Below are 23,375 nucleotides of genomic sequence, written 5' to 3'. Positions count from 1 at the left end.
GGTGCGTACGACGGTGAATCCGCCCCAGCCTATTGGGTCGCGCCCACTGCACCCCCCTGGGGGCGCGGGGCGGTATCGAAATGCGGCTCCGCCGCGTGGGCGCGACCAGCCCCCACGGCGCCGCACCCGAACGACTACACCTTGCTGTGCGAGAACAACTTCAGCACGGGAACACCCACCTTGTGCCGAGCCCGCGAAGCCCAGTCCCGATGGAAGAACTCCTCCACATAGTGCGGATCGGTCAGCACGATCACCTCGTCCGCCTCCACCTCCTCCACCAGGGACTTCAGCGCGTCCAACGGGTGGTCCTCGACCAACCGCCCCTCCGCCGCGCTGCCGGAGGCGTGCAGCGCCTGCAGGGACACCTCCAGTGCCCTCTCCCCGAACCCCTTCGCGTCGTCCCCCTCCGGCGTCTCCCGCTCCCGCGCCGCCTCGTCGAGTTCGCCGAGGGCGACGTCGTCGATGGCCCGCAGCAGGCGGTCCGCCTGGTCGCCGCGCGGCTGGAGCAGGACGTGGAAGGCGACCGCCTCGTCCCCGTGCAGGGTGGTGACGAACTCCACGTCGGCTGAGGTCAGGGCTTTCTCGATCATCAGAACGCTTGTGAACACCGGGCGCCGCCCCTTCTGCGGAAACCATCCTGCCCCGTGATCCCACGGGGACTGCGAGTTTTAGTGTGCCCGCCGGAAGCTAAGCGGAACGGTTCATTCCGCCGTTTTCGGGACCACCGGTACCACTGAACGATTTCAGGACCGCCGATAGCGGCCGAACAGGAAACCCCCCTCCTCCAGGAGGGACACCAGTGCGAACCGCTGCGGCACCGGGATCGAGGGTCCGCCCGCGATGCGCTGCGCGTCCCCCGCGGTGAGCATCGGGGAGACGGTCAGACAGAGCTCGTCCAGCACCCCGGCCGCGACGAACTGCCCCAGCATCCGGGGCCCGCCCTCGGTCAGCAGCCGGGTGTGCCCCAGCTCGGCGAGGGCGGCGACGGCCCGCGCGGGGTCGACGCCCATCCCGTCGCCGGCGATCACCACGCGCGCCCCCGCCTTCTCGGCCGCGGCCACCCTGTCGGGGGCGGCCGCGGCGCCGGTCAGCACCAGGGTCGGCACCAGCGGCGAGGTGAACAACGGCAGCGAGAGGTCCAGGTCCAGGCTGGCGGTGACCACGGCGATCGCGGGTGCGGGGCCCTGGCCCGCCGCCTCCCGGCGGCCGGTGAACTCCGCCCGCGCGCGGGCCGGCCGGTACCCCTCCTGCCGTACCGTTTCCGCACCCACGACCACCACGTCCGCGAGCCCCCGCAGCGTGCCGAAGATCCGCATGTCGGTGGCGGTGGAGATGGGCTGGGAGCGTCCGTCGTGCTGGGCGGCGCCGTCGAGCGTGGAGACCATGTTGGCCCGCAGCCAGGGCCGTGGCTCGCCGGGCGCGGGATCGGGGTAGGCGTAGGCCTCGGCGAGCTCGTCGAGGCTCCACTCCCGGTCCTCGGGTGTCGGAGCGGGCGGCGGGGCGGGCGTCGGGGCGGGTGTCTGGTCGGTCACAGGGAACAGCCGTCGCATGCCTCGCAGTCTGGCACGCGGATTAGCATGGGGAACCGTGTCGTCCTCCACCCCTTCCGCCCCTGTCGACGAGATAGCCGACGCGGCCCCGCTGTCCCTGTGCGCCCTCGAGCCGTACGTCCCCGCGGACCGGCTGGTCGCCGAGATGGTGCCGCCGCCCCGCTTCGACTCGGTGCGCTTCAGCACCTACCTCCCGGACCCGAACCAGCCCAGCCAGACCGAGGCCGTGAAGGTCCTGGAGGGCTTCGCGGGCGGGCTCGGCGGGGCGCACGCCGTGGGCGGCGCGCGGCGCGGGTTCCTCGGCTTCGGCAGGGCGAAGGCGCCCAAGGCGCCCGCCGGTCCGCGCGGGGTCTACCTCGACGGCGGCTACGGCGTCGGCAAGACCCACCTCCTCGCCTCCCTGTGGCACGCCACCCCGGCCGAGCCCGCGCTGAAGGCGTTCGGCACCTTCGTGGAGCTGACCAACCTGGTCGGCGCCCTCGGCTTCCAGCAGACGGTCCGCACGCTCTCCGGGCACCGGCTGCTGTGCATCGACGAGTTCGAGCTGGACGACCCGGGCGACACCGTGCTCGTCTCGTCCCTGCTCGGCAAGCTGGTCGAGGCGGGGGTGGCACTGGCCGCCACCTCCAACACCCTGCCCGGCAAGCTCGGCGAGGGCCGGTTCGCGGCCGTCGACTTCCTGCGCGAGATCCAGGGCCTGTCCGCGCACTTCCTCACCCTGCGCATCGACGGCGAGGACTACCGCCACCGCGGTCTGCCCGAAGCCCCGGCGCCGTACTCCGACGAACAGGTGACGAAGACGGCGTACGCCACGCCGGGCGCCTCGCTCGACGACTTCCCGCATCTGCTCGACCATCTCGCGCGGGTCCACCCCAGCCGTTACGGAGCGCTCACCGATGGCCTGAAGGCGGTGTGTCTGACGGACGTCCAGCCCGTCCCCGACCAGTCGACCGCGCTGCGCCTCGTCGTCCTGGCCGACCGGCTCTACGACCGCGAGGTCCCGGTGCTGGCCTCCGGGCTCCCCTTCGACCGGCTGTTCAGCGAGGAGATGCTGAACGGCGGCTACCGCAAGAAGTACTTCCGGGCGATCTCCCGGCTCACCGCGCTGGCCCGGGACGCGGGGCGGCTTGTCAACGGATAGTTCGCGCCACAGACCCCTCGCTTTTGAGGCGCACTTCTTCTCGAAACGCTCAGTTAACCCTGCAAACAACCTTGCAGGGTTAACGTGTTTCTTGACCAGTCATTGACCAATCATTGGTCCGGACTAGAGATGGGAACCGCCGGGAGGGGGGCACATGTTCCGAGGTACGACGGCCCGGACCGCGTTCGCGCTCCTCGCCGCCGCCCTGCTCGCCCTCGCGTTCTTCGCACCGGCGCCGTCCTTCGCACCCGCGCACACCGTGCGTCAGGCAGAGGCCAAGACCAAGACCGGAATCAAACCTGTCGGCAAGCCTCTGCGCGACGAGTTCGTCACGGTCCGCGACTGCGGCCACGGCGGCCCCGCGGACCCCTTGCGCTCCCGCGACCGGCACCGCGCCACCACCGCCGCCGCCTCGGCCCCCCAGGAGCCCGAGCGCACCCTGCTGGCGCTGGACCCGGCGGCCGCGCACCCACCGGCCCGGCCGGCCGATCCCCATCACCGCGCGTCGAGATCCTCGGCGGGCCACTCCCCGGCGGCGCTCCAGGTCTTCCGCTGCTGAGGGCGACTCCCCTGCTCACCGAGCTGAGCAGAACAGCAGTTCGCAGTTCCCCCACCTGTCCTGTGTTTTGCACATCCGACGCGCCCCCACTGCGCGCCAGGAGGAGTCACCACGTCATGCAGCCCCTCATCGACAACGCCCGTACGTTCGGACAGCGCCCTGAGGAGTTCGCCAAGCTCGCCGAAGGCCAGTCCCCGCAGGTCCTGTTCATCACCTGCTCCGATTCGCGGGTCGTCCCCGCACTGATCACGGGCGCCCGTCCCGGCGAGCTCTTCGAGCTGCGCACCGCGGGCAACATCGTCCCGCCGTACGGCTCCGAGCGTCCCACCGGCGAGGCCGCCACCATCGAGTACGCGGTGGAGGTCCTCGGCGTCCAGGACGTCGTCGTCTGCGGCCACTCCCACTGCGGCGCGGTCGGCGCGCTGGTGCGCGGCGACGACCTGGACGCCGTCCCCGCCGTACGCGACTGGCTCGCGCACGCCGCCGACGAACCGTCCTCCGCCGACCCCGGTGACCCGACGGTAGCCCGAGCGGTCCAGAACCATGTGCTCGCCCAGCTGCTGCGGCTGCGCTCCTACCCCTGTGTGGAGAAGCGGCTCGCGGACGGCCGACTGCGGGTGCGCGGCTGGTACTACGAGGTGCACACCGGCGCGGTGCTGGAACACCACGTGGACACCGACGGCTTCGAAGCCCTGTGAGCGCCGCGATGACCCAGCCGAAGAACACCCGAATAGCCAGGTTCCCCCATCTGCGGCAGGACTTCGCCGCCTCGCTGGTCGTCTTCCTGGTCGCGCTCCCGCTGTGCGTGGGCGTGGCCGTGGCCTCCGGCGTGCCGGCCGAGCTCGGGCTCGTCACCGGCATCGTCGGCGGCATCGTCACCGGTCTGCTGCGCGGCAGCTCGCTCCAGGTCTCCGGACCGGCGGCCGGACTGACCGTGCTGGTCTTCGAGGCGGTGCGGGAGTTCGGCCTGCCCGCCCTCGGAGTGATCGTCCTCGCCACGGGCGCCCTGCAGATCACCATGGGCGCCCTCAAACTGGGCCGCTATTTCCGAGCCATCTCGGTCTCCGTGGTCGAGGGCATGCTCGCCGGGATCGGCCTGGTGCTGATCGCCGGCCAGCTGTACTCGGTGGTCGGCACCAAGGCCCCGGACTCCGGCCCGGAGAAGATCGCCGGGCTGCCCGGGGCGCTCGTGGACGCGTTCGGCAGCACCGGCGCCTCGGCCTCGCTCGCGCTCGGCGCGGGAACCGTCGCCGTCCTCGTGCTGTGGAAGCGGCTGCCGGCCATGGTCCGCACCGTGCCCGGCCCGCTCGCCGCGGTGGGCCTGGCGACCCTCGCCGCCGTGCTGCTCGACCTGCCGGTGGCCACCGTGGAGGTGCACGGCCTGCTCGGCTCGATCCAGCCGCCCCCGCTGTCCGCGTTCGGCGAACTGGCGAGCGTCGGACTGCTCGGCACGATCGTCGCGTTCACCCTCATCGCGTCCGCCGAGTCGCTGTTCAGCGCGGCGGCCGTGGACCGGCTGCACGACGGGCCGCGCACCGAGTACGACAAGGAACTGATCGCCCAGGGCGCGGGCAACGCGCTCTGCGGGCTGCTCGGCGCCCTGCCGATGACCGCGGTGATCGTGCGCAGCGCGGCCAACGTCCAGGCGGGCGCCCGTACGAAGGCCTCGCGGGTGCTGCACGGCGTGTGGCTGCTGCTGTTCGCGGCCCTGCTGCCGGAGGCGCTGGCCTACATCCCGATCCCGGCGCTGGCCGGCATCCTCGTCCACGCCGGCGCCAAGCTGGTGCCGCTCCGCGCGATCGCCTCCCTGTGGCGCGAGCACCGCGGGGAGGCGCTGATCCTGGTCGTCACGGCCGTGTCGATCGTCGCGGTCAGCATGTTCGAGGGCGTCCTCATCGGGCTGGCGCTCGCCGTGGTGAAGACGGCCTGGGAGGCCTCGCATCTGCGGCTGGAGGTCGTCGACAAGGGCGCGGGCCCGATCCAGGCGTACCTCTCGGGCAATGCGACCTTCCTGAAGCTGCCGAAGATCCTGGACAGCCTGGAGGCCCTCCCACAGGACCGTCCGGTCGAGCTGAACCTCTCCGGCCTGCACCATCTCGACCACGCCTGCCGTACGGCCCTGGAGACCTGGGCCCAGCAGCACAGCGCGGCCGGCACGGAACCGGTCAGGGTCACGGAGCCGGTCCGGGCCACGGCGGTCTGAGGGCCGTGGCGACGACGGCCCCGGGGCCGTAGGAACCGTCGTCCGGTCCGTGGCTCGGGGCGTGGCCCCGGGCCGGACGGCGGGCATATCGTTGCATATGCAGACAGAACGGCCCTCTGTCGAGGAGGTCGTCATGCTCGAGGAAGTGCTCGGCGCGGTCCTGGCGGCCGGTGCGGCGGGTCTGGTGTACATGGGGGCGGCCGCGCGGGTCGTGAAGCAGTACGAGCGCGGGGTCGTGCTCCGGCTGGGCCGGCTGCGCGGGGACGTGCGCACGCCGGGGTTCACCACGGTGATCCCGGGCGTGGACCGACTGCGCAAGGTCAACATGCAGATCGTGACCATGCCCATCCCCGCACAGGAGGGCATCACCCGCGACAACGTGACCGTGCGGGTCGACGCGGTGGTCTACTTCCGGGTCGTGGACGCGGCGGCGGCGGTCATCAACGTCGAGGACTACCGTTTCGCGGTCTCCCAGATGGCGCAGACCTCGCTGCGTTCAATCATCGGCAAGAGCGAGCTGGACGATCTGCTGTCGAACCGGGAGAAGCTCAACGAGGGCCTGGAGCTGATGATCGACAGCCCGGCCATCGGCTGGGGCGTGCAGATCGACCGGGTCGAGATCAAGGACGTGTCCCTGCCGGAGTCGATGAAGCGCTCCATGGCCCGCCAGGCCGAGGCCGACCGGGAGCGCCGGGCCCGGATCATCAACGCGGACGCGGAGCTCCAGGCGTCGAAGAAGCTCGCCGAGGCGGCCCAGCAGATGGCCGACACTCCGTCCGCGCTCCAGCTGCGGCTGCTCCAGACGGTGATGGCGGTGGCGGCGGAGAAGAACTCCACGCTGGTGCTGCCCATCCCGGTGGAGCTGCTGCGCTTCCTGGAGAGGGCCCCGTACCCGCCGGGTCAGCAGCCGGAGCCGTCCGCGGGGCCGCCCCCGGAGCCCGAGCCGGGGCGCCGCCCGGCCCCCGAGCCGGGCCTGCCCGTCGAACCTCACCCGGCGCCGCCCCTCGACCCCCTCCCGGACATACCCCCGGACCCCCCGCTCCCTCCCCCCTAGGCGCCGGGGCCGGGTGGGTGACCCCGACGGAGAGGGTCGGTCCGATTGTCATAACTAAAGCCTGAACTCTCGTATGTTCATACGGTGATCATTCCTGTACGCCGTCTGGCCGCCGTCTGTGCCCTCGGCGCCGCGCTCACCGCCTGCGGCACCTCCCCGGCACCCCGGCCCGCCCACCCGGCGGCACCCGCCCCCTCCTCGGCCTCCGCCTCCGCCTCGGCCTCCCCCTCGGCCTCCGCCCCGGCGCCCGTCGAGCCCTCCCGGGCGCCGACCCTGGCGCCCGGGCCGGGCGGGCTCACGCCCGTCTTCAAGCACGGTCCGCGCACGCTCGGCAAGACCGTCGCCCTCACCTTCGACGCCGACATGACCGCCGATCAGGGGCCGCGGGCGGCGGGCGGGGAGCGCTTCGACAACCCGGGACTGATCTCGGCGCTGCGCGGGCTGAAGGTGCCGGCCACCGTGTTCATGACCGGGCGGTGGGCCGAGGAGTACCCGGCCGAGGCCCGCTCCATCGGACGGGACCCGCTGTTCGAGGTCGCCAACCACTCCTACAGCCACTACGCCTTCACCGGCGACTGCTACGGCCTGCCGACCGTCTCCGAGGACCGGATGCGGGCGGACGTGGAGCGGGCGTACACCGCCTTCCGCACGGCGGGCGTGCCGGACGCGATGCCGTACTTCCGGTTCCCCGGCGGCTGCTACGACCAGCGGGCGCTGCGGGCGGTCAGCGGGCTCGGGGTGACCGCGGTGCAGTGGGACGTGGTGAGCGGGGACGCGTTCGCGACGGACGCGGACGCGGTGGTCCAGGAGGTGCTGGACGGGGTGCGGCCGGGGTCGGTGGTCGTCATGCACTGCACCCGCAGCGCCGCGCCCGTGACCGAGCGGGCGGTGCGGGCGATCGTGCCCGAGCTGCGGCGGCGGGGGTACCGGTTCGTGAAGGTGTCGGAGCTCGTCGGAGCGTCCCCGGGGCGGTCCTGACCCGCGTGCGGCTGCGTACGCTGGAGGGATGAGTGAGGACGCCTACTGCTTGATCGACTCGACCAGGCCGCCGAAGGCGGACGGGCCGCCGTACGCCGACTGTGTGCTGTGCCAGGAGCCGACGGAGTACCCGGAGTCGTACAAGGGGATCACGCTGTGCCCCGTCTGTGAGTGGCAGGAGGCACAGCGGACCGCCTGTTCAGGGTGATCTGCGGGAGGTGAGCGCGCAGGCCACCGCGATCGCCGCCGCCGTGACCGGTACGGCCGCCGCCAGCGGGAGCAGCGGGAGGGTGACCGTCGCCGAACGGGAGCCGGTGACCAGGCCCGTGACCGCCGCGTGGGCCGGGGAGCCGCTCGCCACCAGGGCCAGCAGGGCCGCCAGCAGGAGCGCCGGTACGGCCCGGCCGGTCGAGCGCAGCACCGGCCGGACGGTGAGCGCGCCGACGGCCGTGCCGAGCAGGGCGCAGGTCAGGGCGGCGAGGAAGCCGGCCGCGCCGGCCTCCGGGACGGGGATACGGCGCTGGTGGTCCGCGCCGACCGGGTCGCTGATGAACACGACCGCCGCCGTGGCGACCGTACCGAGGAGCGTGGCCGCGCCCAGTGCGGTCAGGACGGCGGCGAGATGCGCCCGTGCGGGCCCGGCCGCCGCCGCCACGACGGTGCGGGCGGCCGGGGGCTCGCCCATGACGCAGATCCGCACCAGCCAGGCGGCGGTGGGCAGCAGCACGGCGGCCGCCCAGCCGAGCGAGTCCAGCAGCGGCTGGCCGCTCTGCACCCCGATACCCAGGAAGACGACATACAGCAGGAACGGCGGCAGCCAGCGCTGGGAGCGCAGGAGCAGGGCGGTCTGGTAACGCAGCAGGGCGGTCATCGCGGGCCTTCGGGGTCGGACGGGCGCACGCTCACCACGTGGTACGGCGGGCGGGCGGTCAGCAGGGCGCGCAGCACGACGTCGGACTGGGAGGCGGGGACGGTGAGGCGGTGGGCGCGGTCGGCCGTCTCCTCGGTGGTCGTGGCGAGGCGGGCCGCTTCCGGCGGGAGCGGTGCGGGGCCCCGTACCTCGATCGTCGTGTACGGGCCGTCAGGGGTGGCGGTCGGTCCTTCGCCTTCAGCGGTACGGCGGTGGAGGGTGCCGTCGCGGACCGTGTACACGGTGTCCGTCGTACCGGAGAGGCGACGGGGGTCGTGGTCGACGAAGACGACGGCGGCGCCCGCGGCCGTGCGTTCGGCGACCGCCCTCTCCAGTTCGGCGCGCGCCTCCGTGTCCAGGCCGGTCCACGCCTCGTCCAGGATCAGCAACTCCGGTTCGGCGAGGAGGGCTTGGGCCACGGCGACCTTCTGGCTGCTGCCCTTGGACAGCTGGGACATCGGGGTGTGGGCGTGGGCGCCGGCGCCGAAGCGGTCGAGCCAGTCGCCGGCCGCGCGGGTGGCCTCCGGGCGGGGCAGACCGTGGACGGCGCCGAGGTGGGTGAGGTAGTCGACGGCGGTGAAGGGGAGGGCCGAGGGGAAGCGTTCGGGGACGTAGGCCGTGCGGGGGCGGCCACTCACGCGGCCCTCTGTCGGGGCGTCGATGCGGGCGAGGAGGCGGAGGAGGGTGGATTTGCCGGTGCCGTTGGGGCCTTCTATGCGGGTGAGGGTGGCGGGCGCCAGGTCCATGTTCACGTTGCGTAGAACCCAGGGGCCGCGTATGCCGTAGCGGCGGCCTACGTCGGTCAGGCGCAGATCGCGTTCCATGAGGGGCATCTTCTCGTACGGCGGGTGCGGGTTGTCGGTGGCTGGTCGCGCAGTTCCCCGCGCCCCTGGGTGGGTCCAGTAGCCTGCGCCTGTGAGTGAGAGTCCCTTTCAGACCGAGCCCAACCCCCGTGACCAGGCTCCGCAGTACGTCCTTCCCCTTGTCGTGCGGGTGGAGAAGAGCGCACCGCCCGCTCGTACCGACGCGCTGGAGACCGCCGCTCGGGCCGTGCTGGTCGTGCTCAGCGACGAGAGGTCGCTGGACGACGGCGCGTGGGCGCAGGCCGTGCGGGACTGGCAGGACGCGCGGATCCGCAAGGTCGTGCGGCGGGCCCGGGGGGCCGAGTGGCGGCGGGCCGAGGCGTTGGACGGGGTCACCGTCAGTGGGAAGGCGGCCGAGGTGCGGGTGTTTCCGCCGGTGCCGCTGGACGGGTGGCCGAAGGACCTGGCCCGGCTCCAGGTCTCCGGGACGGATCTCGACGACCCGGAGCCGCCGGCCGCGGCCGACCCCGCGGTCCCCGTCATCTGGCTGAACCCGGAGCTCGACATGTCCGCCGGCAAGGCGATGGCGCAGGCCGGGCACGGTGCCCAGCTCGCCTGGTGGGAGCTGTCGGAGGAGGAGCGGAGCGCCTGGCGCGCGTCCGGGTTCGCGCTGGCGGTGCGGACCGCCGAACCGGGGCGGTGGCGGGAGCTGACCGCGAGCGGACTGCCGTTGGTGCGGGACGCCGGGTTCACCGAGATCGCGCCGGGCAGCTGCACCGTCGTGGCGGATCATCCGGCGCTGCGCTGAACCGGGCCCTCCGCCGGCCGGTCGCGGGCGAACCTCAAATGTAGCTCTGAAGGTGGGCGCCGGGTGGTTCGGCGGTCGGCGGCGTGGTCATACCACCGTCACCACCGAGGGGGGACCAAGGAGGCGGTGACCATGGCACGACTGGGAACGGGCATAGGCTGGCGGCCGGAGATCGCGGACGCGGTGGAGCGGATGCCGGGCATCGACTGGGTCGAGGTCGTGGCGGAGAACACCTGTCCCGGACACCTCCCCGCGTCCCTGACGCGGCTGCGCGAGCGCGGGGTCACCGTCGTTCCGCACGGCGTCGGGCTGGGGCTCGGCGGCGCCGAACGGCCGGACGAGGGGCGGCTCGCGGCGCTCGCCGAGCGGGCCGGGATCCTGGGGTCGCCGCTGGTCACCGAGCACATCGCGTTCGTCCGCGCGGGCGGGCCGCTGACCGCGACCCCGCGACTGGAGGCCGGACATCTGCTGCCGGTGCCGCGCACCCGGGACTCCCTCGACGTGCTCTGCGAGAACGTCCGCATCGCCCAGGACGCGCTGCCCGTGCCGCTCGCCGTCGAGAACATCGCCGCGCTGATCGCCTGGCCGGGCGAGGAGATGACGGAGGGGCAGTTCCTGTACGAGCTGGCCGACCGGACGGGCGTACGGCTGCTCATCGACGTCGCGAACCTGCACACCAATCACGTCAACCGCGGCGAGGACCCCGGCAAGGCGCTCGACGAACTGCCCCTGGAGGCCATCGCCTACGTCCATGTCGCGGGCGGGTTCGAGCGGGACGGGGTCTGGCACGACAGCCACGCCCACCCCGTGCCGCGTCCGGTCCTCGACATCCTGACCGACCTCGCGTCCCGGGTCTCGCCGCCCGGGGTACTGCTGGAACGGGACGAGAACTTCCCCGAACCCGCCGTACTGGAACTCGAGTTGGAGACGATCCGGGACGCGGTGCGGGACGGGGAGCGGCTCGCGGTCAAGCGGGAGCTGGTACGACTCGGCCGCGACGCACGCGCGGCGGCCGGAGCGGCACGCGCCGGGCGGGGCGGGGTCGCCTCCGCCGTCGCAGTCGCTGCCCCCGTCGCGGTCGCCGTCGCCGGTGCACACGCACCTACGTCCGCACCGGCACACGCACACGCACCGATGTCCGGACCGACACCCGCACCCACACCCACGTTCACACCGGCCCCCACGACGTGGGCCTGCGAAGGGGCCGTTGGGCCCGGGCCCGTCGTGGGGGACGCGGTGCGGCAGCGGCTCGGGGTCGCCCAGGCCGCGTTGCTGTCCGCGCTCGTCGCGGGGACGCCGGTGCCGGAGGGCTTCGACCGGGTGCGGCTCGGGGTGCAGGCGCGGGCGCTCGCGGCGAAGCGGGCCGGGGTGGTGGCCAAGCTGGCGCCGGAGCTGCCGGTCATCCTCGGCGACGGGTACCGGCCGGCGTTCCTCGCGTACGCCCAGGGCCATCCGATGAGCGGCGGCTACCGGCAGGACGCCCTGGACTTCGTCGAGCGGGTGCTGCTCGACGGACCGCCGCTGCAGGGGCGGGCCCGGCGGGAGCTGCGTACCTGGTGGCTGGACCGGTCGGGGCCGGCGCCGCGGACGGGGTCGCGGCTGGCGCGGGCGGCGCGGGTGGGCCGGGCGCTGGTCCGGCGTCAGCCTGGACGTTCACGTCTCCTTCACCCCCGTGAAGAGGTCCAAGTTCCCGGGCGGTAATATGCCTGTTCGCACCAGAAGCGCACTGGCGTGCGGTGCCGTGAGCAGGAGGCCCCCATGCGACCGCGACCCCCCGTCAAGGGCAGAGGCATCTTCAGCGGGACCGGGATCATCGTCACGGGCCTGGCCGCGACCTGCGTGGCGTTGTTCGTCCCCGTGGCGTCGTACTCGAACCAGTCGTCGACCGGGGCGGACGTACGGAGCGCCCAGACCGTGCTCACGCAGTACGGGCCGCTGTCCGAGCTCGACCGGGAGTTCGTCACCAAGGTGCGGTTGGCCGGGCTGTGGGAGCTGCCCGCCGGTCAGCTGGCGCAGCAGAGGGGCACGACCGAGGCCGTGCGGACCGCCGGGCAGCACCTGATCGAGGGGCACACGTTCCTGGACGAGCGGGTGCGCGACGTGGCCGCGAAGCTGGGGCTCGGTCTGCCGAACGAGCCCAACGACCAGCAGAAGGCCTGGCTGGCGGAGCTGAACGCGACGCAGGGCGTGGACTTCGACCGGAAGTTCGCCAACATTTTGCGGCTGGCGCACGGCCGGGTGTTCACCGTCGTCGCGCAGGTGCGGGCCGGTACCCAGAACTCGCTGGTGCGGGCGCTGGCCGACGACGCCAACACGACCGTCCTGGACCACATCGAGATCCTGGAGGCCACCGGGTACGTCGACTTCGACGCCCTGGCCCGGGACCTGACGGCGACCGGCACGCCCACCCCCGCGACCACCCCCGGGTTCGTGGTGCCGCTGACGCCGTCGCCGTCCTGAGCCAAGCGGAACGTCACATACCCACAACGCTCGGTCCGGATGATGAACAGGGCATGGCGTTTTCCCGTGTATACAGCATAGAAACAAGGCATGTTCTGGGTCCTTCTCCTGCTGCTGGCCTGGGCGGTCGCGGTGACGGCGTGCACCCGGCTGTGCCTGGCCGCCGTCCGCGCGGCGGCCGTGGACACCGAGGACGCGAGCGTGGGTCGGGAACACGACCTGACGCTCTACGAGGCGGCCTTCCTGTCGGGCGGACCCGGCCGGGTCGCCGATCTGACGATGGTGTCGATGGCCCGGCAACGGCGGCTGCTGCTCGCCCGCACCGGCTGGGCAACCGTCGTGGACCCGCGCGGGCGTGACGAGATGGAGCGGTCGGTGATCGGGGCCATCGGACCCGAGGGGCAGTCCCGGATCGCGCCGGCGCGGGCCGGGGCGGCGTCCGCCGACGCGGTGCGCGGTCTCGCCGACCGCCTGGTCAGCGCCGGTCTCGCGGTGCCCGACGGAGCCCGTACGACGGTGGAGGCCGGGGTGCGGCAGGTGCGGCTGGCGGCCGGGTTCGTGCTGGCGGTGGGCGCGGTCGCGCTGTTGATGCCGGTGCCCTCGGACGGTACGGGCATGCCGCGCGGGCTGGTCGCCCTGTGGTTCGCGCTGCCTCTGGCGCTCACGCTGAGCTGTCTGGCGATAGCGCGGGTCGAGGTGCATCCCTATGCGCGCTGGGCCTCCCCGGCCGGGCAGCGGCTGCTGGGCGCCCTGGCCCGGCGGGCCGGCGGGGCGGGCGGCACCGGGAGCGACGACCGTTCGTATCTGACGTCCGTGGCCGTCCTCGGGATCCGCGCGGTCGACGAGCCCGATCTGCGGGCGGCGTTCGCCCACCGCGAGCCGTAGTAGGGCCTGTCCGGCGGATCATGCCGCAGACGCGGGGTCTGCCGGACAGGCCCTGACGCCCCGGCGCGTTCGCCTCCCCGGGGGCGCACTTGGAGCATTGGCGCCGACACCCGGGGACGGTGCTTGCCTTCCCCCACAGCCGTACGAAACATCCCTTTTGTCGCCGCCGCGCACCGAAGGGACACGCGAATGAGAGCTGGCGCGCTCTACTCGGCCATGGGAGCTCTGCTCCTGACCACCCTCTCCGCCGCCCCCGCCGGCGGCCTTCCCACCACCCCGGGCACCCCCGGCTCCGCGAGTGCCGGTGCCGCACGGGCCGGTGTCGCGCTCGCCGCCGCCCGGGCCGCCGCGCAGGGCATCGCCTTCGGGAAGTGCTCCGACGCCCAGGAGCTGCCCGGCAGCATGGAGTGCGGCACGGTCGGCGTCCCGCTCGACTACGCCCGGCCGAACGGCAAGCAGATCGAACTGACCGTCAGCCGGGTCGGGGCCACCCACCGCGACCCGCACAACAGCAAGCACCGGGTGCCCCGCAAGGGCGCGCTGGTCTTCAACCCCGGCGGCCCGGGCGGCTCCGGGCTGTACTTCCCGCTGGTCGGCCTGCTCCCGGAATGGAAGCGCATCGGCGCGGCGTACGACCTCGTCGGCTACGACCCGCGCGGCGTCGGCCGCTCCGCCCCCCTGTCCTGCCAGGACCCCAAGAACTTCTTCAAGGGGCCCTCCCAGGCGCCGGTCCATCCCTCCGAGTCGTACAAGCGGGAGCGGATCGCCGAGGCGAAGGCGTACGCGCGCGGCTGCGCCGAGCGGTCCGGCGACGGCCTCGCGCACTACAACTCGATCAACAACGCCCGCGACCTGGACGTGCTGCGGGCCGCGCTGGGCGAGAAGCGGCTGACCTTCATGGGCGCGTCGTACGGCACCTACTTCGGGGCGGTGTACGCCACGCTGTTCCCCTCCCACGTACGGCGGATGGTGTTCGACGCGGCGGTCAACCCGGACCCGGAGCGGATCTGGTACCGCAACAACCTCGACCAGTCGATGGCGTTCGAGAGCCGCTGGACGGACTTCCGGGAGTGGGTCGCCAAGCACGACAAGGTGTACCGGCTGGGCGACACGCCCGAGAAGGTGCTGGCCAGCTATGAGCGGGCCCGGGCCCGGCTGGCCGCCGAGCCGGCCGGCGGGAAGGTCGGACCGGCGCAGCTGCAGAGCGCGTTCCTGCAGGCCGGGTACTACGACGACTACTGGCCGCACCGGGCGCAGGCGCTGTCGGACTATCTGAAGGGCGACCCGAAGGAGCTGATCGCGCAGGCCGGACCGGTGACCGAGGCCGCGGCCGAGTCGGAGAACTCCGCCGCCGTCTACACGGCCGTGGAGTGCAACGACGGGCCCTGGCCGACGGACTGGAAGGTGTGGGACCGGGACAACACCCGGCTCGCGCGCGTGGCGCCCTTCGAGACCTGGGACAACGTGTGGGCGAACCTGCCGTGCGCGTACTGGCCGGCGGCCCGGCAGAAGCCGGTGGACGTGCGGACCGCGCCCGGTGAGCTGCCGCCCACGCTGATCCTCGCCGCCGAGCGGGACGCCGCCGCGCCCTATGACGGGGCGTTGGAGATGCACCGCCGTCTGTCGGGGTCGGTGCTGGTGACCGAGCGGGACTCGGGGACGCACGGGATCGCCGGGGGGCCGAACCCCTGCGTCAACGGGCATGTCGAGGCGTATCTGCTGGAGGACCGGGTGCCGGTGCGGCAGGCCGCCTGTACCGGGCATGTGGAGCCGGCGGCGGGTTCTGCGAAGAAGAAGTGAGGTCGTGGGGAACTGCGGGCCGGTTGTGGCCGGTCACGCAGTTCCCCGCGCCCCTTTCGGGGCGCTGCCCTGAGGGCGTTACGCCAGTTCCGCCACCAGGTCCGCCACCGACTTGCGGCGGCCCGTGTAGAACGGGACCTCCTCGCGGACGTGCATCCGGGCCTCCGAGGCGCGCAGGTGGCGCATGAGGTCGACGATGCGGTACAGCTCGTCGGCCTCGAAGGCGAGGATCCACTCGTAGTCGCCGAGGGAGAAGGACGCGACCGTGTTGGCGCGGACGTCCGGGTAGCCGCGGGCCATCTTGCCGTGGTCGGCGAGCATGCGGCGGCGGTCCTCGTCGGGCAGCAGGTACCAGTCGTAGCTGCGGACGAAGGGGTAGACGCTCACGTAGTCACGGGGCGTCTCGTCGGCGAGGAACGCCGGGATGTGGGAGCGGTTGAACTCGGCGGGGCGGTGCAGCGCCATGTTCGACCAGACCGGCTCGAGGGCGCGGCCCAGCCGGGTGCGGCGGAAGAGGTTGTACGCCTCCTGGAGCTGGTCGCTGGTCTCGGCGTGCCACCAGATCATGACGTCGGCGTCGGCGCGCAGGCCGGACACGTCGTACGTGCCGCGGATCGTCACGTCCTTCGCGGCGAGCTGGTCGAACAGCTCCTGGACCTCGTCGGCGTAGCCCGAACGGTCCTCGGGCAGCACGTCCTTCAGCTTGAAGACCGACCACAGCGTGTAGCGGATGACCTCGTTGAGGTCCTTGGCCAGCTTGCCCTTGTTCGGGATCCTGCCGGACTCGGTGGTGGGGGCGTCGTCACTCATGGTTCTCATTCTCCTGCTCCGCCGTGCAGACTTTGCACCGGGTGGGCGGTGAGCTCCTGTACGGCGCTCAGGTCGCCGTGGATCTGGTCGACGGCCGCGTGGGCGCTCGCGATGCACGCGGGGACGCCGACGCCGTCGTACTGCGCGCCGCACACGGCGAGGCCGGGCAGCTTGGCCACGTGCTCGCGGACGCGGGCCACGCGCGCGTGGTGGCCGACCGGGTACTGGGGCAGACCGTCCGTCCAGCGGGTGACCCGGGTCTCCAGGGGCGTGGCGGTCAGGCCGGTGGCCTCGCGCAGGTCGTGCCGGGAGACCTCGACGAGGCCGGCGTCGTCGCGGCCGAGGATCTCCGTCTCGCCGTACCGCCCGACGGAGGTGCGCAGCACGACCACGTCCGGGTCCTCGTCGGCGATCCAGCCCCACTTCTGCGAGGCGAACGTCGACGCCTTGATGGTGCGGCCGTCGACCGGTGGGACGAGGAAGCCGCTGCCCTCGGGCAGGGCGGCCGCGGAGCGGCGGTAGGCGAGGGTGACCAGGGCCATCGAGGCGTACTCGACGGTGCGCAGTTCGGCGGCGGCTTCCGGGGACTCGGCGGCCAGCAGCGCGGCGGCGGCGGGCGCGGGCACGGCGACGACCACGGCGTCGGCGGCCAGGACGCGGTCCCCGGCGACGACCCGCCAGGTCCGGTGCGGCCGCTCCACCGTGGGGGCGTCGGTCCCGGCCGGCACGGTGGCGCGGCGCAGCTCCGTCACCGGCACCCCGGTCAGGATCTCGCCGCCCCGCGCGCGGACCGAGTCCGCGACCGCGAGGGGCAACCGGCCCACTCCGCCCTCGATTCCCATGAAGACGGGGCCGGTCTGCTGGTTGGCGGCGGCCTTCGCCTGGATCTCGCGGACGGCCTCCGTCAGGGACCTGTGGGTCCGGGCGGCCTGGTGGAGCTGCGGGACGGCCGAGCGCATCGAGATGCGGTAGGCGTCGCCCGCGTACACCCCGCCGAGCAGCGGCTCGATCAGGCGGTCGACGACCTCGCGGCCAAGGCGCTCCGCCACGTACTCCCCGACCGCGACGTCCTCGCCGACCTCCGTGCGCGGCAGGTCGGCGTCGCGCTCGATGCGGGCGAGTCCCTCCTCGGACAGCACACCGGACAGGGCCGCCGCGGTGCCGGGGACGCCCATGACATGGCCCTTGGGCATGGGGCGCAGGGCGCCGCGGGTCCAGATCGAGGCCGTGGCGGTGGCGGGCGGCTGAAGCAGGTCCGTCAGTCCGGCCGCGCGCGCGAGGGCGACCGCCTCGGGGCGGCGGGCCAGCAGCGACTCGGCGCCGAGGTCCACGCGGACGCCCGCGATCTCGCCGGGCAGCAGTTTCCCGCCGACCCGCTCGGAGGCCTCCAGGACGGTCACCCGCGCCCCGCGCTCCAGCAGCCGGTCGGCGGCGGCCAGACCGGCGATACCGGCTCCGATGACGACGACGTGCTGCCCCGCACGCGTACCCGTTGCGCTCATGCCCCCCACTCTCTCAGACCCCACCGACACCGCCGCCAGGGCCATGTGGCCCCACCGAGTCCCGACCGTGACCGCTTCGGAACCGATTCCGTCCAACGTCCCGGCCCGTCCGGGCGTCGAAGGAGCGTCAGTCGTCACAGCCCTCGGGGGGTACGTCCACATGAACGCACGACGATCCGTACGGCCCGGCCACGCCCTGGCCGGCGTCCTGCTCGCCGCCGCGCTCGCGCTCACCGGGTGCAGCGGCGCGAGCGACTCGGGAGGCGACAGCGCGAGCCTCGCCGACAAGGCGGCCGCGGGCGAGGCCGACGTCCAGTCGAATGCCAAGGAGGGCGCCGGGGCGCGTGGCTCCCAGGCCTCGCCCGCCCCGAAGATCACCGCGAACCGGATCATCCGCACCGCCTCGCTGACGGTACGGGTCAAGGACGTCCCGAAGGCCCTCGACGAGGCCCGTACGACCACCGAGAACGCGGGCGGTTATGTCGGGAACGAGTCCACGAGCCGGGACGAGGACGGCACCGAGCGCACCCGGGTGGTGCTGCGGGTGCCCGTCGAGCAGTACGACGAGGTCCTCGCCGAGCTCCAGGGCGCGGGCGAACTGCTGGAGCGCACGGCGAAGGCGCAGGACGTCACCGACCAGGTCGTCGACGTCGACAGCCGCATCAAGTCGCAGCGGGCCAGCGTCGCGCGGGTCCGTGACCTCATGGACCGCGCCACGAAACTCGCTGACGTGGTCACGCTGGAGGGTGAACTGAGCAGCCGGGAGGCCGACCTGGAGGCGCTGCTCGCCCAGCAGGCGTCCCTGAAGGACCGCACCAGCCTGGCGACGATCACGCTGAGCCTGTCGGAGAAGCCGGCCGTCAAGCCGGCGAAGGACGACGACCCCGGGTTCCTGGACGCGCTGGCGGGCGGCTGGGACGCGTTCGTGACCCTGCTGCGCTGGATCGCCGTCGTCTTCGGCGCGGTGCTGCCGTTCCTCGTGGTGGCCGTGGTGCTCGTGGTGGCCTGGCTGCGGCTGTCGCGCCCGCGCCGGCGGACCAGGGGCACCCTGCCCGAGGCGGGCACCGCGACCGGCGTGGACACGGCGACCGGAACCGGCCCGGCGGGCGGCCCCGAGCGGGACTGAAGTGCGCCTCCCCCGTAGCGTGTTCGTATGAGCATGCCTGGGCGGGAACGACTGGTCGTGATCGGCGGGGACGCCGCGGGCATGTCCGCGGCGTCCCGGGCCCGCCGTCTCAAGGGCCCGGAGGAACTGGAGATCGTCGCCTTCGAGCGCGGCCACTTCACCTCGTACTCCGCCTGCGGGATCCCGTACTGGGTGGGCGGCGACGTCACCGACCGGGACGACCTGATCGCCCGCACCCCCGAGGAGCACCGCGCGCGCGGGATCGACCTGCGGCTGCGCACCGAGGTCACGGAGATCGACGTGCCCGGGCGGCGGGTACGCGCGCGTGACGTCGATTCCGGGGCCGGGTCGGCGTACTGGACGTCGTACGACAAGCTCGTGATCGCGACCGGGGCGCGCCCGGTACGGCCGGACATGCCGGGCGTGGACGCCCCCGGTGTGCACGGCGTGCAGACGCTGGACGACGGCCAGGCGCTGCTGGACACGCTGGCCCGCGCGCGGGGGAAGCGGGCCGTGGTGGTCGGCGCGGGTTACATCGGCGTCGAGATGGCCGAGGCGCTCATCAACCGCGGCTACGAGGTGACCGTCGTCAACCGCGGCAGCGAGCCGATGTCCACCCTGGACCCGGACATGGGCCGGCTGGTCCACCGGGCGATGGAGGGCCTCGGCATCACCATGGTCAACGACGCCGAGGTCACCGGACTGCCGACCGGCGAGGACGGCCGGGTGCGGGCGGTGGTCACGAAGGACGCCGAGTACCCGGCGGACGTGGTCGTCCTCGGTATCGGCGTCCGCCCCGAGACCACCCTCGCCAGGGCCGCCGGCCTGCCCCTGGGCACCCACGGCGGACTGCTCACCGACCTGGCGATGCGGGTGCGCGGACCCCTTGCCGACGGGGTCATCTGGGCGGGCGGCGACTGCGTGGAGGTCCTCGACCTGGTCTCCGGGCAGGAGCGCCACATCGCCCTCGGCACCCACGCCAACAAGCACGGCCAGGTCATCGGCACCAACGCGGGCGGCGGCTACGCCACCTTCCCCGGTGTCGTCGGCACCGCCGTCAGCAAGGTCTGCGACCTGGAGATCGCCCGCACGGGCCTGCGCGAGAAGGACGCGCGCAGGGCGGGTCTCCAGTACGAGACGGTCACCGTCGAGTCGACCAGCCGCGCCGGCTACTACCCCGGCGCCTCCCCCATGACGGTCAAGATGCTCGCGGAACGCCGCACCGGCCGCCTCCTGGGCGTCCAGATCGTCGGCAGGGAGGGCGCGGCCAAGCGGGTCGACATCGCGGCGGTGGCCCTGACGGCGGGCATGACGGTGGACCAGATGACAGCCCTGGACCTGGGCTACGCCCCACCGTTCAGCCCGGTCTGGGACCCGGTCCTGGTGGCGGCGCGGAAAGCGGCAACTGTCCTACGAGGGACAGGCCGGCCAACCTAGGGGCGCGGGGAACTGCGCGACCAGCCCCCGCACACCCGGACCCGAAAACGCTCCCTGCGCCTACGCCGTACCGAGCCGCGGCAACGCGGAAACCGGCGCCGCCGCAGCCATCTGCTCCGCCGGCTTCGCATGCGCGGCGGCCGCGGCCCGCGACCGCAGCCGGTGCGACACGGCCTCGTCCAACGTCACCGGCCGCTGCATCTGCGAGGCAAGCCGCCCGGCCTCCTGGCCGAGCCGGGCCACGTCCTCCCAGGGCAGCCGGATGACCAGGGCGATCTCCGCCTCACCGTCGGGCGTGGCGTGCATCGCGGGGGTAACTCGGTCGTTCATCGCCTGTTCCTCACGTCGTCCCCACGGTCCGCCTTCCCCGGGCCGCGGGCAGTTGCCGGTTCATACGCGGCCACTGCGGGGCGCGTTCACCGATTCGACGAACGGATCGGGGGCAGTACTTCCTTGTGGTCATCCCCGTCCATGACGTGAACCCGGTGCGCCGCACGCCCGTGGTGACGTACGCGCTGATCGCGGCGAACGTGCTGGTCTTCTGGTTCATGCCGGGTCTGTCGGGCTCCGTGGCCGGCGACAGCGCGCTGGCGCAGACCTGCCATCTGCACGCCTTCCTGGAGCACTACGCCGCCGTACCGCGCGAGTTGATCCACGATCAGCTCCCGCAGCTCGTGCCGACGGGCGGCGTCCGCGGCGGCGGCTGTGCGCTGGGCCCGCCGGACTACGTCAAGTCGCCGGTGCTGAGCGTGTTCACGGCGATGTTCCTGCACGGCGGCTGGCTGCATCTGCTGGGCAACATGCTGTTCCTGCTGATCTTCGGGAACAACATCGAGGACCGCATGGGCCACCTCCGCTTCGCGCTGTTCTACGTCGCCTGCGGCTATGCGGCGTCGTACGGCTTCGCGCTGCTGAACGCCGACTCCACCGACCCGCTGATCGGGGCCTCCGGGGCGATCGCGGGGGTGCTCGGGGCGTATCTGGTGCTATATCCGAGGGCCAGGGTGTGGGTGCTCGTCCCGTTCCTGGTCTTCCTGCCGCTGCGGCTGCCGGCCTGGCTGGTGCTGGGCTTCTGGTTCGGCCTCCAGGCGGTGTACTCCTCCGGCGAGGGCGTCTCCGACGCGGGCACGGTGGCGTACGCCGCGCATGTCGTCGGCTTCCTCATGGGCATGCTGCTGGCCTGGCCGCTGAAACCGGGCACCCCACCGCCCCCGGAGCCGCGCGGACTGCTGTTCGGCCGACGGGCGCGGCCCGGATGGTGAGGTGCGGCGGAGACCGTGGTGACCGTACGGGCGTCGAGGCCCGTGCGCGGCTCAGCGGGCCGTCTGCGTGTGGACGTACTCCACGAGACGGGTGAGGGCGTCCGGGTCGATGGACGGCATCACGCCGTGGCCGAGGTTGAAGACATGGCCCTCCAGGCCGGCGGCCGCGTCGAGGACCTCCCGGGTCTTGGCCTCGACGGCCTCGGTGCCGGCGAACAGGACGGTCGGGTCGAGGTTGCCCTGGAGCGCCTTGCCGGGGCCGACCCGGCGGGCGGCCTCGTCGAGCGGGACGCGCCAGTCGACGCCGACGACGTCCGCGCCGGCCTCGCCCATGAGCTTGAGCAGCTCACCGGTGCCGACGCCGAAGTGGATGCGCGGGACGCCGTAGGACTCGACGGCGCGGAAGACCTTCGCGGAGGCGGGCAGCACCGAGCGGCGGTAGTCGGCGGGGGCGAGGGCCCCGGCCCAGGAGTCGAAGAGCTGGACGGCGCTCGCGCCCGCCTCGATCTGGACCTTCAGGAACGCGGCCGTGATCTCGGCGAGGCGGTCGAGCAGGTCGGCCCAGAGCTCCGGGTCGCCGTACATCATCGCCTTGGCGTTCTCGTACGTGCGCGACGGGCCGCCCTCGACGAGGTAGCTCGCGAGGGTGAACGGCGCGCCCGCGAAGCCGATCAGCGGGGTGGCGCCGAGCTCGGCGGTGAGCAGGCCGATGGCCTCGGTGACGTAGGAGACGTCCTCGGGGGTGAGGTCACGGAGCTGGGCGAGGTCGGCGCGGGTGCGGATCGGGTTCTCGACGACCGGGCCGACGCCGGGCTTGATGTCGAGGTCGATGCCGATGGCCTTGAGCGGGACGACGATGTCGCTGTAGTAGATCGCCGCGTCCACGTCGTGCCGGCGCACGGGCTGGAGGGTGATCTCGGTGACCAGCTCGGGCCGTGTGCACGACTCCAGCATGGGGACGCCCTCGCGGACCTTGCGGTACTCCGGCAGCGAGCGCCCGGCCTGCCGCATGAACCACACGGGGGTGTGCGGCACGGGTTCCCGCCTGCACGCCTTCAGGAAGGGGCTGTCGTACGTCGCTGTCGGCTGCCGGCCCGCGGGGCTCTCGTTCGCGCTCACGACGGCAAGTCTCGCACGGCGCCAAAGCCGCCGGTGCCGCCCCCCGCTGCCCTCGCCGTGCCTCCGAGACACCCGTTCGGCCCTTGCGGGCGGGGGGGCGTGTTCGCCCAGCGCGCAGCCGCCCGCGGGTCCCGCGCGGGTGTCTTGCCCTGCGCGAGGCCGTCGTTCCCCTTAATCTTCCCCGCATGGCTGCGGCTCAGGGACGACTGTCGGACGGCGCTGGCGGGATGGACGAGGCGAACGAGGGGGAGCGCGATGGGAGCAGGTCGGCACCGCTGCCGTTCCGGGCCGCCGTCGACGCGCTGAGGGCGGCGCGGCTGCGGCCGCAGATCGAGGTCGACCCGACCCCGGCGCCCAAGAAGCTCGCCCCGTACGCGTACGCCCTGGAGGCGACCGTCGTGGACGGCGAGCAGGATCTGGCCGACGGGCGGCTGGTGCTGCTGCACGACCCGGACGGGCACGACGCCTGGCGCGGGACCTTCCGGCTGGTGACGCTGGTGCGGGCCGAGCTGGAGCCGGAGATGGCGGCCGACCCGCTGCTGCCGGAGGTGTGCTGGTCCTGGCTGACCGGCGCGCTCCAGGCGCGCGGCCTCGCGTACGGCGAGCCGAGCGGGACGGTGACCCGGGCGAGCTCGCACTACTTCGGCGGTCTCGCGGAGCGGCCGGCGAACTCGCAGATCGAGATCCGCGCCTCCTGGACGCCCCGTGAGGGCCTGGGCGGGGTCCCGGACGCGGCGGCGCATCTGGCGTCCTGGTGCGACCTGCTGGCACAGGTCGCGGGGCTGCCGCCGGCCGGCCCGGGCGACGCCTCGGTGGTGACGCTGCCGCAGCGCCGGGGGCCGCAGTCGCGCTAGGGCCTCTCCGCCCGTCAGGTACAGCTGTACGAGTGGGTCGGTCGCCGGACGCCCCTCCGCGCCCTTCCCGTGTGCCGTTCGCGCCGCCGCGCGCCCCCGTGTCGCCGAAGCCCT

At 73.2% G+C, this 23,375-nt stretch carries 24 protein-coding genes; 16 read left to right on the top strand and 8 right to left on the bottom strand.

Features of this window, described 5'->3' with window-relative positions:
- Nucleotides 1-134 precede the first annotated feature (134 nt).
- A complete protein-coding gene (locus ABZ464_RS45550; RefSeq protein WP_359287841.1) occupies nucleotides 135-608 on the bottom strand; it encodes an indole-3-glycerol phosphate synthase in 474 nt (157 codons plus the stop codon).
- 135 nt (nucleotides 609-743) lie between these two features.
- On the bottom strand, nucleotides 744-1,550 hold the full coding sequence (locus ABZ464_RS45545; protein WP_359287840.1) for a pyrimidine reductase family protein: 807 nt from the start codon (nucleotides 1,548-1,550) through the stop codon (nucleotides 744-746).
- A gap of 37 nt (nucleotides 1,551-1,587) precedes the next feature.
- Between ABZ464_RS45545 and zapE the strand changes: the two genes are divergently transcribed.
- The 7 genes from zapE to ABZ464_RS45510 all read left to right on the top strand — a co-directional run bounded on the left by zapE (nucleotide 1,588) and on the right by ABZ464_RS45510 (nucleotide 7,693).
- The gene (gene zapE, locus ABZ464_RS45540; protein ID WP_359287839.1) at nucleotides 1,588-2,691 is read left to right on the top strand and encodes a cell division protein ZapE; all 1,104 of its coding nucleotides are present in this window, start codon (nucleotides 1,588-1,590) and stop codon (nucleotides 2,689-2,691) included.
- A 154-nt stretch (nucleotides 2,692-2,845) separates the two neighbouring features.
- The gene (locus ABZ464_RS45535) at nucleotides 2,846-3,250 is read left to right on the top strand and encodes a hypothetical protein (protein ID WP_359287838.1); all 405 of its coding nucleotides are present in this window, start codon (nucleotides 2,846-2,848) and stop codon (nucleotides 3,248-3,250) included.
- 116 nt (nucleotides 3,251-3,366) lie between these two features.
- Complete coding sequence (locus ABZ464_RS45530) at nucleotides 3,367-3,948, top strand: carbonic anhydrase (RefSeq protein ID WP_359287837.1); 582 nt, start codon at nucleotides 3,367-3,369, stop codon at nucleotides 3,946-3,948.
- Nucleotides 3,949-3,956: 8 nt separating this feature from the next.
- Nucleotides 3,957-5,453, top strand: coding sequence for a SulP family inorganic anion transporter (locus tag ABZ464_RS45525; protein ID WP_359287836.1), 1,497 nt, complete (start codon nucleotides 3,957-3,959; stop codon nucleotides 5,451-5,453).
- 133 nt (nucleotides 5,454-5,586) lie between these two features.
- Entirely contained in the window at nucleotides 5,587-6,507 is a 921-nt protein-coding gene (locus ABZ464_RS45520; RefSeq protein WP_359287835.1) for a slipin family protein, read from the top strand.
- A gap of 84 nt (nucleotides 6,508-6,591) precedes the next feature.
- Nucleotides 6,592-7,485 (top strand): polysaccharide deacetylase family protein, encoded by an 894-nt coding sequence (locus ABZ464_RS45515; protein ID WP_359287834.1) that lies wholly within the window; start codon nucleotides 6,592-6,594, stop codon nucleotides 7,483-7,485.
- Nucleotides 7,486-7,513: 28 nt separating this feature from the next.
- Nucleotides 7,514-7,693 carry a hypothetical protein gene (locus ABZ464_RS45510; protein WP_359287833.1) on the top strand — a complete coding sequence of 60 codons (180 nt, stop codon included), beginning with the start codon at nucleotides 7,514-7,516 and terminating at the stop codon, nucleotides 7,691-7,693.
- On the opposite strand, the gene ABZ464_RS45505 is transcribed toward ABZ464_RS45510, so the two are convergent.
- Nucleotides 7,685-8,356, bottom strand: coding sequence for an ABC transporter (locus tag ABZ464_RS45505; RefSeq protein WP_359287832.1), 672 nt, complete (start codon nucleotides 8,354-8,356; stop codon nucleotides 7,685-7,687). The genes ABZ464_RS45510 and ABZ464_RS45505 overlap by 9 nt on opposite strands.
- On the bottom strand, nucleotides 8,353-9,219 hold the full coding sequence (locus tag ABZ464_RS45500; RefSeq protein ID WP_359287831.1) for an ABC transporter ATP-binding protein: 867 nt from the start codon (nucleotides 9,217-9,219) through the stop codon (nucleotides 8,353-8,355). The genes ABZ464_RS45505 and ABZ464_RS45500 overlap by 4 nt, the downstream gene beginning before the upstream one ends.
- 91 nt (nucleotides 9,220-9,310) lie before the next feature.
- On the opposite strand from ABZ464_RS45500, the gene ABZ464_RS45495 reads away from it, so the two are divergent.
- The 5 genes from ABZ464_RS45495 to ABZ464_RS45475 all read left to right on the top strand — a co-directional run bounded on the left by ABZ464_RS45495 (nucleotide 9,311) and on the right by ABZ464_RS45475 (nucleotide 15,151).
- Nucleotides 9,311-10,006: an aminoacyl-tRNA hydrolase gene (locus ABZ464_RS45495; RefSeq protein ID WP_359287830.1), complete on the top strand. Its 696-nt coding sequence runs from the start codon at nucleotides 9,311-9,313 to the stop codon at nucleotides 10,004-10,006.
- A 132-nt stretch (nucleotides 10,007-10,138) separates the two neighbouring features.
- Nucleotides 10,139-11,707: a DUF692 domain-containing protein gene (locus tag ABZ464_RS45490; protein WP_359287829.1), complete on the top strand. Its 1,569-nt coding sequence runs from the start codon at nucleotides 10,139-10,141 to the stop codon at nucleotides 11,705-11,707.
- A 57-nt stretch (nucleotides 11,708-11,764) separates the two neighbouring features.
- A complete protein-coding gene (locus ABZ464_RS45485; protein WP_359287828.1) occupies nucleotides 11,765-12,466 on the top strand; it encodes a DUF4142 domain-containing protein in 702 nt (233 codons plus the stop codon).
- A gap of 90 nt (nucleotides 12,467-12,556) precedes the next feature.
- On the top strand, nucleotides 12,557-13,351 hold the full coding sequence (locus tag ABZ464_RS45480; RefSeq protein ID WP_359287827.1) for a TIGR04222 domain-containing membrane protein: 795 nt from the start codon (nucleotides 12,557-12,559) through the stop codon (nucleotides 13,349-13,351).
- A 189-nt stretch (nucleotides 13,352-13,540) separates the two neighbouring features.
- Entirely contained in the window at nucleotides 13,541-15,151 is a 1,611-nt protein-coding gene (locus ABZ464_RS45475; protein WP_359287826.1) for an alpha/beta hydrolase, read from the top strand.
- Nucleotides 15,152-15,229: 78 nt separating this feature from the next.
- Here ABZ464_RS45475 and hemQ read toward each other — a convergent pair whose 3' ends face one another.
- A complete protein-coding gene (hemQ, locus tag ABZ464_RS45470; protein WP_359287825.1) occupies nucleotides 15,230-15,961 on the bottom strand; it encodes a hydrogen peroxide-dependent heme synthase in 732 nt (243 codons plus the stop codon).
- Between the two features lie 5 nt (nucleotides 15,962-15,966).
- Nucleotides 15,967-17,463 (bottom strand): protoporphyrinogen oxidase, encoded by a 1,497-nt coding sequence (gene hemG / locus ABZ464_RS45465; protein ID WP_359287824.1) that lies wholly within the window; start codon nucleotides 17,461-17,463, stop codon nucleotides 15,967-15,969.
- A 160-nt stretch (nucleotides 17,464-17,623) separates the two neighbouring features.
- Between hemG and ABZ464_RS45460 the strand changes: the two genes are divergently transcribed.
- On the top strand, nucleotides 17,624-18,589 hold the full coding sequence (locus tag ABZ464_RS45460) for a DUF4349 domain-containing protein (RefSeq protein WP_359287823.1): 966 nt from the start codon (nucleotides 17,624-17,626) through the stop codon (nucleotides 18,587-18,589).
- Between the two features lie 27 nt (nucleotides 18,590-18,616).
- The gene (locus ABZ464_RS45455) at nucleotides 18,617-20,026 is read left to right on the top strand and encodes an FAD-dependent oxidoreductase (RefSeq protein ID WP_359287822.1); all 1,410 of its coding nucleotides are present in this window, start codon (nucleotides 18,617-18,619) and stop codon (nucleotides 20,024-20,026) included.
- 60 nt (nucleotides 20,027-20,086) lie between these two features.
- On the opposite strand, the gene ABZ464_RS45450 is transcribed toward ABZ464_RS45455, so the two are convergent.
- A complete protein-coding gene (locus ABZ464_RS45450) occupies nucleotides 20,087-20,356 on the bottom strand; it encodes a hypothetical protein (protein ID WP_359287821.1) in 270 nt (89 codons plus the stop codon).
- Nucleotides 20,357-20,481: 125 nt separating this feature from the next.
- Here ABZ464_RS45450 and ABZ464_RS45445 point away from each other — a divergent pair, with 125 nt between their 5' ends.
- Nucleotides 20,482-21,288 (top strand): rhomboid family intramembrane serine protease, encoded by an 807-nt coding sequence (locus ABZ464_RS45445; RefSeq protein WP_359287820.1) that lies wholly within the window; start codon nucleotides 20,482-20,484, stop codon nucleotides 21,286-21,288.
- A gap of 51 nt (nucleotides 21,289-21,339) precedes the next feature.
- On the opposite strand, the gene hemE is transcribed toward ABZ464_RS45445, so the two are convergent.
- Nucleotides 21,340-22,407, bottom strand: a complete 1,068-nt coding sequence (gene hemE, locus ABZ464_RS45440) for a uroporphyrinogen decarboxylase (RefSeq protein ID WP_359287819.1) — start codon at nucleotides 22,405-22,407, stop codon at nucleotides 21,340-21,342.
- Nucleotides 22,408-22,592: 185 nt separating this feature from the next.
- Between hemE and ABZ464_RS45435 the strand changes: the two genes are divergently transcribed.
- Complete coding sequence (locus tag ABZ464_RS45435) at nucleotides 22,593-23,261, top strand: DUF3000 domain-containing protein (protein WP_359287818.1); 669 nt, start codon at nucleotides 22,593-22,595, stop codon at nucleotides 23,259-23,261.
- The last annotated feature ends 114 nt before the right edge of the window (nucleotides 23,262-23,375 follow it).

Source organism: Streptomyces sp. NPDC005820, assembly GCF_040630255.1.
In the GTDB taxonomy this organism is placed as follows: Bacteria; Actinomycetota; Actinomycetes; order Streptomycetales; family Streptomycetaceae; genus Streptomyces.
The sequence above is the reverse complement of the archived record's forward strand: the minus strand, read 5'-3'. Positions and strand labels throughout refer to the sequence as shown.